Origin of the sequence: Blastococcus saxobsidens DD2 (assembly GCF_000284015.1) — a bacterium.
Taxonomy (GTDB): Bacteria; Actinomycetota; Actinomycetes; order Mycobacteriales; family Geodermatophilaceae; genus Blastococcus; species Blastococcus saxobsidens_A.
Map to the genome: position 1 here is coordinate 488,336 of NC_016943.1, position 10,980 is coordinate 499,315.

The following is a 10,980-nucleotide window of genomic DNA, read 5'->3' on the forward strand; positions in this document are numbered from 1 at the left end:
CCGCGCTCGCCCCGGCGCGTCGTCGCTAGCGCTGGGCGCGGTTGACGGCGGAGACCACGGCGCGCAGCGAGGCGCTGACGATGTTGGGGTCGATGCCCACGCCCCACAGCACCCGCTCGCCGACGGCGCACTCGACGTAGGCCGCCGCCCGCGCGTCGCCGCCGGCGGACATCGCGTGCTCGGCGTAGTCGAGCACCCGGACGTCGACGTCGAGGGTGCTCAGCGCGTCGACGAACGCCGCGATCGGGCCGTTGCCGCGGCCCTCCACCGTCACCGGGACGCCCTGGTCGACCAGCTCGACGACCATCTCGTCGAGGGAGTCGCCGTGGGCGGTGTGCCGGTGGCCGCTCAGGGAGAACCGACCCCACGGCGCCTCGGGGTCGGGCAGGTACTCGTTGGTGAACGCCGTCCACATCTGCTGGGCGGTCACCTCGCCGCCCTCGTCATCGGTGTGCCGCTGGATGACCGCGCTGAACTCGATCTGCAGCCGGCGCGGCAGGTCGAGGTGGTTCTCGGTCTTCATGATGTAGGCGACGCCGCCCTTGCCGGACTGGCTGTTCACCCGGATCACGGCCTCGTAGCTGCGGCCGACGTCCTTGGGGTCGATCGGCAGGTACGGGACCGCCCAGGTCTGCTGCTCGACCGGGACGCCGGCGGCCCGCGCGTCGGCCTCCAGCGCCGTGAAGCCCTTGTTGATGGCGTCCTGGTGGGAGCCGGAGAACGCGGTGTAGACCAGGTCGCCGCCGTAGGGGTGCCGCTCGTGCACGCCCAGCTGGTTGCAGTACTCGACCGTGCGCCGGATGTCGTCGATGTCGGAGAAGTCGATCTCCGGGTCGATGCCCTGGCTGAAGAGGTTCAGGCCCAGGGTCACCAGGTCGACGTTGCCGGTGCGCTCGCCGTTGCCGAACAGGCAGCCCTCGATGCGGTCGGCGCCGGCGCGGTAGCCCAGCTCGGCGGCGGCGACGGCGGTGCCTCGGTCGTTGTGCGGGTGCAGACTGAGGACCACGGCGTCGCGGCGGGCCAGGTTGCGGTGCATCCACTCGACCTGGTCGGCGTAGACCGTGGGCTCGGCCATCTCGACGGTCGCCGGCAGGTTGAGGATCGTCGGCCGCTGGGGGGTGGGCTCCCAGACGTCGGTGACGGCGTTGCAGATCTCGACGGCGAAGTCGAGCTCGGTGCCGGTGAAGGACTCGGGGGAGTACTCGAAGCGGATGTCGGTGTCGCCCAGTTGCTCGGCGAGCTTGCGCACCACCTGAGCGCCGTGGACGGCGATGTCGACGATGCCGGCCCGGTCGGAGTTGAACACCACCCGCCGCTGCAGGGTGCTGGTGGAGTTGTAGAGGTGCACGATCGCCTGCTCGGCGCCGTGCAGGGACTCGAAGGTCCGCTCGATCAGCTCGTCCCGGGCCTGGGTCAGCACCTGGATCGTCACGTCGTCGGGGACCAGGTCCTCCTCGATCAGCTGCCGGACGAAGTCGTAGTCGGTCTGGCTGGCCGCCGGGAAGCCGACCTCGATCTCCTTGTAGCCCATCCGGACCAGCAGCTCGAACATGCGGCGCTTGCGGTCGGGCGTCATCGGGTCGATCAGCGCCTGGTTGCCGTCGCGCAGGTCGACCGCGCACCAGCGCGGGGCCTTCGCCGTCACGGTGTCCGGCCAGGTGCGGTCGGGGAGCACCACCGGGGTGAAGGGGGCGTAGCGGTGCACCGGCATCCGGGAGGGCTGCTGGGGATGGCGGGCGTGCGGGTGGGTGTCGCTCATGGGGAGGCTCCTGGTGCGGGCTGCCGTGCGCGGAGTGCGCACAGCTCCGGGGACGGTCAGCGGGCGCCGGGGACGCCTGAACCCCGCGGCGAGGAAGCCGACCTAGGAGAGGGCCTCGCCGCGGCGGGTAAGCAGGAGGCTGCCGCGCACGCCGCCCACGGTAGCAGCGGCTCAGCCCAGATCGCAGGAACAGGGGCAGCCGTCGGCGTGAACCGGGCGGCGGGAGAAGTCGTCCAGCTCGTCGCAGGAAGGCAGGCAGGTGCAGGTGAACGGGTCCTGCGACAGCGGCTCACCGGCCGCTCGCCGGCGCTCGAGTTCCGCGGCCCACCGCTGCGCGGCCTCCCCGGCGCGCCGCGCGAGCGCCGCCAGCCGCCGGCTCCGGGCGCGCTCCTCGGGCGAGTCACCGGGCTGTGGGCGCAGATGGTCGTCGGGCCGGTTCTCCGTGCGGGCCCCCGGGGGATCCCACGGGGAGCGGCGGTCGAACGTGTAGATCGGCCGGGGTCGGTCACGCCGGTCGACCCACCGCGAGGACCGCTCGTCGCTGAGCACCGTGTCCAGGTGGGCGGGGAACCGCCGACCGGCCGCATCACCGGTCATCCCGCACACCTCGCGTCCCTCGACGTCGAGCAGTCCGAGTCGGAGCCCGGCCAGCCCTGCGGCGACCGCGAGCAGGCGTGCGTCCATGCCGGTGGTGCCCGCCTCGACGGCGGCGACCGTGGACTTCGAGACGTGGAGCTCGGTCGCGAGCTCCCGCTGCGACAGATCGGCTCGGCGGCGGATCCGCCGGAGCAGGCCGCTCAGGTCGAAGCTCGGTGCGGAGGAGGCGTCGGGCACTGGCCGAGCGTGGCCCCGGACGGGGGACGGTAGCGAGAGCCGTTGATGTTCTGTGGACACCTGGTGGCGGCGAGGGGCAGCGGGGCCGGCGGCGGGCGGGTCAGAAGGCCTTGCGCAGGCGCAACCGGAGCGGGCGGCCGTCGGGGTCGACCAGCAGCCGGTAGACCGGGGTGGCCCACAGCCGGGTCAGCCGGGACAGCTTCTCCGGGTGGTGCGGCCGGAGCCGTCCCGGTGGCCGGGGGCCGTGCCGGCCGTTCTCGTGCCACTGGTCCAGGGCGGCCGCCCGGGCCTCGATGGTGGTGACGAACAGTTCGGGATCCACCAGCAGGTCGTCCTGGCTGCCGTCCTCGGGCAGGTCGAGGTGCTCGCGGGCCAGTTCCAACCGCAGGTCGCGGGCGAAGACGCGCGCGCAGTCGCCGGTCCCGGCCGGGTCCTGCGGGTGGCGGCGGTCGTGGGTGGGGTCGAGCACCGCGGTGGACAGCTCGCTGTCGTGGGTCCAGGACCGGCGGTTGAAGTTGTCGCTGCCGATGCTGGCCCACACGTCGTCGACCACGCAGACCTTCGCGTGCACGTAGACCGGCGTCCCGGCGCGGTTCTCGACGTCGAAGACGTGTACTCGCTCCTCCCCTCCGGCCCGGACGCAGAGATCGATCGCCTGGCGGCGGCCGACGTACTGCGGCGTCGCGTTGAACGCGCCCTCCTGGTCGGGGATGCGCGGGACGATGACGACCAGGTGCAGGTCGGGGTTGTCGGTCAGCGCGTCGGCGAACAGCTGCGCGACCTCCGACGACCACAGGTACTGGTCCTCGAGGTAGATCAGCCGGCGCGCGCGCTTGATCGCCTTCGAGTAGCCGCGGGCGATGGAGCGTTCGCCTTCCGGGGCGAAGTCGTACTGCGGCCGGAGCTTCGGGTAGGTCCGGAGCGTCTGGACCAGGTGCGGCCCGCAGGCCGGTGGCGGCGGGATCTCCGGTGGTAACGGGGAGGGGTCCAGCCGCGCCCGGCGGAACCGGTCGATCACGTAGGCGATCGGGTTCCCCTGGACCGGACTGGTGGGGTCGTCCCACCGCTCGCGGAACGTCGTGTCGAGGACGGCGACGGCCGGGCCGCGGATCTCGGCCTGGATGTCGTGCCAGGGCGGTGTCGGGCCGTACGCCGGCGCCATGTGCACCGCCTGCGGGTCTCCGCCGTGGTCGCCGTCGTCGCGGCGGCTGTGGCACAGGTCGATGCCGCCGGCGAAGGCCACGTCGCGCGACGGGTCGGCGGGGCAGCGGATGAGCACGATCTTCTGGTGGTGGCTGCCGACCCGGCGCACGCGCTGGTCGAGGACGACCCGACCGCCGTCCTCCTCGATCTCACGGTCCAGCGCCCGGTTCTCCTCCTTGCTGTAGGACAGCGCGTCGGTGTGCGACCGCCACACCAGTCCGCGGACGTCCACCCCGCGGTGCGCCGCGGCGCTGAAGAGCTCGTTCACGGTCGGTCCGTCCGGTCGCAGCCGCTGGTCGGGATCACCGCGCCAGTCGGTGAACCACAGGCGGTCGCCCTCGCCCAGGCTCTCGACGATCTCGACCAGCCGGTCGAAGTACGCGGCCCCGTGGACGAGCGGCACCACGCGGTTGCCCTCGGTCCAGGCGGGGAGCGGGGTGCCGGGGTTGCCCCGCTCCTCCGCGGTCAGCAGCCACGCCGCCGGGTCGTCCATTTGTTGATCTCATCCTGCGGGAACGTGCGGACGCAACCACCGGTCACCCCCGCCGCGCCGGTAGCCTGTGGACCCGTGGCCCTCGTCGTCCAGAAGTACGGCGGTTCCTCCGTCGCCTCCGCAGAGCACATGAAGCGTGTCGCCGAGCGGATCGTCGCCGCGAAGAAGAACGGCGACGACGTCGTCGTCGTGGTCTCCGCCATGGGTGACACGACCGACGAGCTGCTCGACCTGGCCAGCCAGATCACCGACGACCCGCCCGGCCGCGAGCTCGACATGCTGCTGACGGCCGGCGAGCGGATCTCCATGGCGTTGCTGGCGATCGCCATCTCCGAGCACGGCTACGAGGCGCGCTCCTTCACCGGGTCGCAGGCCGGCGTGATCACCACCGGCAGCCACGGCAAGGCGCGGATCATCGACGTCACGCCCGGCCGGCTGCGCTCGGCGCTCGACGACGGCTCGGTCGTCATCGTGGCCGGGTTCCAGGGCGTCAGCCAGGACACCAAGGACATCACCACCCTCGGCCGCGGCGGCTCCGACACCACCGCCGTCGCCGTCGCGGCGGCGCTCGACGCCGACGTCTGCGAGATCTACACCGACGTCGACGGCGTCTTCACCGCCGACCCGCGCATCGTGCCCAACGCCCAGCGGCTCGAGACCATCACCTACGAGGAGATGCTCGAGCTGGCGGCGTCCGGGGCCAAGGTGCTCATGCTCCGCTGCGTCGAGTACGCCCGCCGCTACGGCATCCCCGTGCACGTCCGCAGCTCCTACTCACAGCTCCCCGGCACGATCGTGGCCGGCTCGATGGAGGACCTCCCGGTGGAACAGGCGATCATCACGGGCGTCGCGCACGACCGCTCCGAGGGCAAGATCACCGTCTTCGGGGTGCCGGACCGGCCGGGCGAGGCGGCGCAGCTGTTCCGCGTGCTCGCCGACGCCGAGATCAACATCGACATGATCGTGCAGAACGTGTCGGCCGAGGCCAGCAAGCTCGCCGACATCTCCTTCACGCTGCCCAAGAGCGACGGCCCCACCGCGCTGGCGGCGCTGGAGCGGGTGAAGCACACCGTCGGCTACACCGACGTCAGCTTCGACCAGCACATCGGCAAGGTCTCGCTGGTGGGCGCCGGCATGCGGTCGCACCCCGGCGTGTCCGCCAAGTTCTTCGGCGCGCTGGCCGACGCCGGTGTCAACCTGGAGCTGATCAGCACTTCGGAGATCCGGATCTCCGTGGTCTGCCGCGACACCGACGTCGACATCGCCGTGCGCGCGGTGCACGACGCATTCGACCTGGGCACCGACGAGGCGCAGGCAGTGGTCTACGGAGGGACCGGACGATGACTCAGCTTCCCGCCCACGGAGTCTCCAGCAGCGGCCTGCGGGTCGGCATCGTCGGGGCGACCGGCCAGGTCGGCACCGTCATGCGCGAGATCCTCGCCGAGCGGAACTTCCCGCTCAGCGAGCTGCGGTTCTTCGCCTCGGCCCGCTCCGCCGGCAGCACCCTGCCGTGGGCCGGCGGCGAGATCATCGTCGAGGACGCGGCCTCCGCGGACCCGACCGGCCTGGACATCGCGATCTTCTCCGCCGGTGCGACGACGTCCCGCGCGCAGGCCCCGCGGTTCGCCGAGGCGGGCGTGACCGTCATCGACAACAGCTCCGCCTGGCGCCGCGACCCCGACGTCCCGCTGATCGTCAGTGAGGTCAACCCGCACGCGCTGGCCGACATCCGCAAGGGCATCATCGCCAACCCCAACTGCACGACCATGGCCGCGATGCCGGTGCTCCGGCCGCTGCACGACGAGGCGCAGCTCGTGCGCATCGTCGCCAGCACCTACCAGGCCGTCTCCGGCAGCGGGGTCGCCGGCGTCGAGGAGCTGCACAGCCAGGCCAAGGCCGTCGTGGAGAAGGCCGACGCGCTCACCCACGACGGGTCGGCCGTGGCGTTCCCGGACCCGGTGAAGTACGTGGCGCCGATCGCGTTCAACGTGCTGCCGATGGCGGGCTCCGTCGTCGACGACGGCTCCTTCGAGACCGACGAGGAGCAGAAGCTCCGCAACGAGAGTCGCAAGATCCTCGGCATCCCCGACCTGCGCGTCTCCGGCACCTGCGTGCGCGTGCCGGTCTTCACCGGGCACTCGCTCTCGCTCAACGTCGAGTTCGCCCGGCCGCTGAGCGTCGAGCGGGCCACCGAGCTGTTGTCGGCCGCGCCCGGCGTCGAGCTCTCCGACGTGCCGACCCCGCTCCAGGCGGCCGGCCGCGACCCCAGCTACGTCGGCCGGATCCGGCAGGACCAGGGGGTCGACGACGGTCGCGGCCTCGCCCTGTTCGTCAGCAACGACAACCTGCGCAAGGGCGCCGCGCTCAACACCGTCCAGATCGCCGAGCTGATCGCCGCCCGCGGCCGCTGACGCCCGTGGCCGGCGCCTGCTCCGGCAGGATCGTCCCGTGATCGACGACGGCGCCTTCTCCGACGACGGGCAGGCATTCGCGCCCGGCGCGGACCGGTACCTGCTCCGGGGTTGGGTCGAGCTGGAGCTCGCGTTGGAAGGCGGCGTCCCCGTCGACGCCGCGCACGCCGTGCTCAGCGACGTGGTCGTGCGCGCGTTCGGCCCCGGGATGTTCGGCTGGGTGGCCGAGACCCTGGCCGCGGAGGGACGCGACCCGCAGGACCTCGCTGCCCTGCTGGACGACGAGGACCTCGCCGAGCGGACGCTCGTCGTGCTCCACGAGCGGATGGGCGAGGACGACCGGGCGCCGGAGCCACCGGAGGCCCACCTCGTGTGGTCGGCGTTCTCCCCGCACGATCCGCACGGGGGGCGCGGGGCGTTCCGGCGGGCGGTTCGCCGGCGGACGGAGAACGCACGCCGGGCGCTGCTGGAGCCCCGCCGTCCGCGCGTCGCCGGCCGGCGCGACGGGTGAGCCGCGCCGGCCGGGCCGGTCAGGGCTGCACGTGCCGCAGGGCGAACGCCAGGGCGATCTCCACCTGCCGGATGGTCTCCTCGATGACCAGCGAGCCGTGCCCCGCGTCGAACCGGTACACCTCGTGGTCCTTGCCGAGCTCCTCGAGGCGGGTCAGGTAGTTGTCGATCTGCCGGATCGGGCAGCGCGGGTCGTTCGCGCCGGCCACCACGAGCACCGGCGCGGCGACGGCGTCGACGTAGGTGATCGGTGAGGAGCGCACGTAGACGTCGCGCACCTCGTCGGGTGACCCGCCGAACAGCGCCCGGTCGTAGGCCCGCAGGCCCTCCATCTCGTCCTCGTAGGCGGCCTGGTAGTCGGCCACCGGCACCTCCGCGATGCCGGCCGTCCAGCGCTCCGGCTGGGTGCCGAGCCCGAGCAGGGTGAGGAAGCCACCCCACGAGCCGCCGGTCAGCAGCGTGCGCGACGGGTCGACGACCCCCTCGGCGACCAGCGCGTCGTAGACGGCGCCGATGTCCTCCAGCTCGGTCAGCCCCGGCCGGCCGGTGAGCGCGTCCCGCCAGGCCGACCCGTAGCCGGTCGACCCGCGGTAGTTCACGTGCACGACCGCGTACCCGGCGTCGACGTAGGCGGCCCGGCGGGCGCGGTAGGAGTCGTCGTCGGCGGCCTCGGGTCCGCCGTGCACCAGGAACGCCGTGGCGTACGGAGCGGGGCCCTCGGGCCGGACCAGCAGCGCGTGGACGTCGCCGCCCGGGCCGGGCACCCAGCGGTCCTCGACCGGGTACGCCGCCGGGGCCTCTTCGTCGGACACCGAGAGCACGACCGGGCCGTCGGCCCGGCGGATCACCGGCGGACGCTCGGAGTTCGACCAGGCCAGCTCCACGGTGCCGTCGGGGCGGGCCGTGGCTCCCCGCACGACGCCGGGCGGGGTCGCCACCCGCTCCAGCCCACCGGAGACCAGGTCGTAGCGGTAGAGCTCGGTGCGGGCGGCGTGGTCGTGGCCCACCAGCAGCGCCGACCCGTCGGGGTACCAGCCGGCCGTGACGTCGCCGGGCAGGTCGAGCACGATCTCGGTCTCGGTGTCGGCGGCGACGTCCCAGACCAGCAGCTCCTCGCGGCCCCGCCGCTCGTGGCCGACCAGCAGCCGCCGGTCGCCCGGCAGCGGCGCGAACTCCAGGGCGTGCAGGCCGAGACCCTCGCCGTCCCACTTCTCGGCCACGACGGCGTCATCGCCGGTCCTGAGCACCCGTAACGCCGGGTAGCGCGGGTCGCCGTGCTCGGAGTGCGAGATCACCAGCAGCTCGTCGTCACGGGTCAGCGCGTCCACCGAGGCCGGGTCGGGGTGCCGGTAGATGATGCGGGGCGCCCCGCCGTGCGGGGCCAGCCACAGCTCGCTGCCGTCGTCCGTGCTCCGCCCGATCGCCACGAGCGACCGGCCGACCTCGAGGCCGGCCGGGTAGGCCGGTCCCACCTCGGCGACCGCGACGGCGTCCTCCCCGCCGCCGAACGGCTGGGTCATCCACACGCCGAACTCGTCGCCGTCGTTGTCGGCGAACCACCAGATCGTCTCGCCGCCCGGGCTCAGCGTGGCGATGAGCGTGCCGTTGGGGCGGTCGGTGACCTGCCGGTGAGCGCCGGTCCCACGGTCCCAGGCGTACTGCTCGACCACCCCGCTCAGGTCCGAGGAGTAGAGGTTCCGGTGCGGGGCCTCCTCCGCCCAGTCCGGCAGGGAGACCCGGGGCGCCCGGAACCGGGCCTGCCAGCGAGCGGTGACCTCCGGCGGAAGGGTGGGGGTGGCCTGCTCGGCGGTCACGCGCCGCGCCTCGCCGGCGCGCGTCGAACGCGTGCCCCAGCTGCTCTGTCCATCGGTTCCGCTCGCACGCTCGCTCACGTGCCCATCCTCGCAGCGTCCCGGAACGACTCAGGGGCCGCCTTCCGGCGGCCCCTGAGCGGAGGGTCGGGGTGACAGGATTTGAACCTGCGGCCTCGTCGTCCCGAACGACGCGCGCTACCAAGCTGCGCCACACCCCGAGGTGCGTCGTCGAGTCTAGCGCTGCCCCGTCGCCGGCTCGGCGGCGGGGGACCGGGTGATCAGGCCGGACGCGCGGTGAGCGTGAGCAGCGTGGCCTCGGGCGGGCAGGCGAACCGCACGGGGGCGTAGGGGCTGGTGCCCAGCCCGGCCGAGACGTGCAGCCAGGTACCGGCCGGGCGCCCGGTCGCGGGCGGGGCCCAGCGGTGCAGCCAGCGCACCCGGTCGCGGTCGATGCCGCAGTTGGTGACCAGGGCCCCGTAGAACGGCACGCGGAGCTGCCCGCCGTGGGTGTGCCCGCAGAGCAGGAGGTCGTACCCGTCGGCGGCGAACCGGTCGAGCACCCGGGGCTCGGGGGAGTGCGCCAGACCGATGCGGACGTCGGCCGCCGGATCGGCCGGGCCCCCGACCTGCTCGTAGCGGTCCCGCCGCAGGTGTGAGTCGTCCACGCCGGCGAAGGAGATCCGCCGTCCGCCGACGGTCAGCTCGCCGCGGGCGTTGGTGAGGTCGAGCCAGCCGCGCGCGAGCATGCCGTCGCGCAGGTCCCGCCAGGGCAGCTCGTCGCCGTGCACCCGCTTGTGCGCCCGCTTGAAGTACTTCAGCGGGTTCTTCGGCCGGGGCGCGTAGTAGTCGTTGCTGGCCAGCACGAAGGCGCCGGGCCGGTCCAGCAGCGGGTCGAGCGCGCGCAGCGTGCCGGGGACGGCGTCGAAGCCGGCGAGGTTGTCCCCGGTGTCGATCACCAGGTCGGGCTCCAGCTCGGCCAGCCCGGCGACCCACTCCTGCTTGCTCCGCTGGCCGGCGGTCATGTGCAGGTCGGACAGGTGCAGGATCGTCAGCGGGGCCGACCCGGGAGCGAGCACCGGGACGTCGAACCGCCGCAGGGTCCAGCGGGTGCGTTCGTAGAGGCTCGCGTAGGCGGTCACCGCTGCGCCGGACGCGACGGCGGCGGTGGGGACGGCGGTGTACCAGCGCACGGTCGTAGAGCCTACGGGCGCACGTCGCACCGGCGTCGTGCCAGGCTTGGGAGTGACCGAGCTTGCGAGGTCACCAGGAGAAGAGTTCCGCTGTCGGGCACGAGGCCGACGAGCGCCAGCGAGGAGAACAAGTGACCGAGCTTGCGAGGTCACCAGGAGAAGAGTTCCGCTGTCGGGCACGAGGCCGACGAGCGCCAGCGAGGAGAACAAGTGACCGAGCTTGCGAGGTCACCAGGAGAAGAGTTCCGCTGTCGGGCACGAGGCCGACGAGCGCCAGCGAGGAGAACGAGTGTCCGACCTCAAGGAACAGCTGCGCACCGACCTGACCACCGCCATGAAGGCCCGCGACGAGTTGCGCACCGCCACGCTGCGCATGGTGCTCGCCGCCGTCAGCGCCGAGGAGGTCGCGGGCAAGGAGGCCCGCGAGCTCACCGACGACGAGGTGCAGGCGGTGCTCCGCCGGGAGGCCAAGAAGCGCCGGGAGGCCGCCGAGGCATTCGGTTCGGCCGGCCGCGCCGAGCAGGCCGCCCGTGAGCAGGCGGAGGGCGAGGTCCTGGCCGGTTACCTGCCCGCCCAGCTCGGGGACGCCGATCTCGCCGCGATCGTCGCCGACGTGATCACCCGCACCGGCGCCTCGGGCATGAAGGACATGGGCAGGGTCATGGGCGCGGCGAACGGCGTCGTCGCCGACCGGGCCGAGGGAGCCCGGGTGGCCGCCGAGGTACGCCGCCAGCTCGGCTGACCAGGCCCCGTCCTCCGCACCGCG

Annotated in this window: 9 protein-coding genes and 1 tRNA gene; 4 read left to right on the plus strand and 6 right to left on the minus strand. The window is 73.2% G+C overall.

Annotated elements, in window-relative coordinates; all coding sequences use genetic code 11:
• Positions 1–25 precede the first annotated feature (25 nt).
• From leuA to BLASA_RS02265, 3 genes are all read right to left on the minus strand, one after another.
• Positions 26–1,759, minus strand: coding sequence for a 2-isopropylmalate synthase (leuA, locus tag BLASA_RS02255; protein WP_014374378.1), 1,734 nt, complete (start codon positions 1,757–1,759; stop codon positions 26–28).
• Positions 1,760–1,930: 171 nt separating this feature from the next.
• Entirely contained in the window at positions 1,931–2,593 is a 663-nt protein-coding gene (locus BLASA_RS23235; RefSeq protein ID WP_014374379.1) for a helix-turn-helix domain-containing protein, read from the minus strand.
• 100 nt (positions 2,594–2,693) lie between these two features.
• On the minus strand, positions 2,694–4,289 hold the full coding sequence (locus BLASA_RS02265; RefSeq protein ID WP_014374380.1) for a phospholipase D family protein: 1,596 nt from the start codon (positions 4,287–4,289) through the stop codon (positions 2,694–2,696).
• 75 nt (positions 4,290–4,364) lie between these two features.
• On the opposite strand from BLASA_RS02265, the gene BLASA_RS02270 reads away from it, so the two are divergent.
• From BLASA_RS02270 to BLASA_RS02280, 3 genes are read left to right on the plus strand one after another with little or no spacing between them, the layout of a single operon-like run.
• Complete coding sequence (locus tag BLASA_RS02270) at positions 4,365–5,633, plus strand: aspartate kinase (RefSeq protein ID WP_014374381.1); 1,269 nt, start codon at positions 4,365–4,367, stop codon at positions 5,631–5,633.
• Positions 5,630–6,700, plus strand: coding sequence for an aspartate-semialdehyde dehydrogenase (locus BLASA_RS02275; protein WP_014374382.1), 1,071 nt, complete (start codon positions 5,630–5,632; stop codon positions 6,698–6,700). The genes BLASA_RS02270 and BLASA_RS02275 overlap by 4 nt, the downstream gene beginning before the upstream one ends.
• 37 nt (positions 6,701–6,737) lie before the next feature.
• A complete protein-coding gene (locus BLASA_RS02280) occupies positions 6,738–7,211 on the plus strand; it encodes a hypothetical protein (protein WP_014374383.1) in 474 nt (157 codons plus the stop codon).
• Between the two features lie 19 nt (positions 7,212–7,230).
• Here the strand turns inward: BLASA_RS02280 and BLASA_RS02285 are convergent, their stop codons facing one another.
• The 3 genes from BLASA_RS02285 to BLASA_RS02295 all read right to left on the minus strand — a co-directional run bounded on the left by BLASA_RS02285 (position 7,231) and on the right by BLASA_RS02295 (position 10,214).
• Positions 7,231–9,024 (minus strand): prolyl oligopeptidase family serine peptidase, encoded by a 1,794-nt coding sequence (locus BLASA_RS02285; RefSeq protein WP_041776022.1) that lies wholly within the window; start codon positions 9,022–9,024, stop codon positions 7,231–7,233.
• A gap of 144 nt (positions 9,025–9,168) precedes the next feature.
• Positions 9,169–9,242 (minus strand) — tRNA-Pro (locus tag BLASA_RS02290).
• Positions 9,243–9,302: 60 nt separating this feature from the next.
• Positions 9,303–10,214, minus strand: a complete 912-nt coding sequence (locus BLASA_RS02295) for a metallophosphoesterase (RefSeq protein ID WP_014374385.1) — start codon at positions 10,212–10,214, stop codon at positions 9,303–9,305.
• A 289-nt stretch (positions 10,215–10,503) separates the two neighbouring features.
• Here BLASA_RS02295 and BLASA_RS02300 point away from each other — a divergent pair, with 289 nt between their 5' ends.
• On the plus strand, positions 10,504–10,956 hold the full coding sequence (locus BLASA_RS02300; protein ID WP_014374386.1) for a GatB/YqeY domain-containing protein: 453 nt from the start codon (positions 10,504–10,506) through the stop codon (positions 10,954–10,956).
• Positions 10,957–10,980: the final 24 nt, after the last annotated feature.

Bases quoted from the DNA above. Each gene is read 5' to 3' on its own strand.
- leuA (WP_014374378.1), bottom strand. From the start codon at position 1,759: ATGAGCGACACCCACCCGCACGCCCGCCATCCCCAGCAGCCCTCCCGG.
- BLASA_RS02265 (WP_014374380.1), bottom strand. From the start codon at position 4,289: ATGGACGACCCGGCGGCGTGGCTGCTGACCGCGGAGGAGCGGGGCAAC.
- BLASA_RS02275 (WP_014374382.1), top strand. From the start codon at position 5,630: ATGACTCAGCTTCCCGCCCACGGAGTCTCCAGCAGCGGCCTGCGGGTC.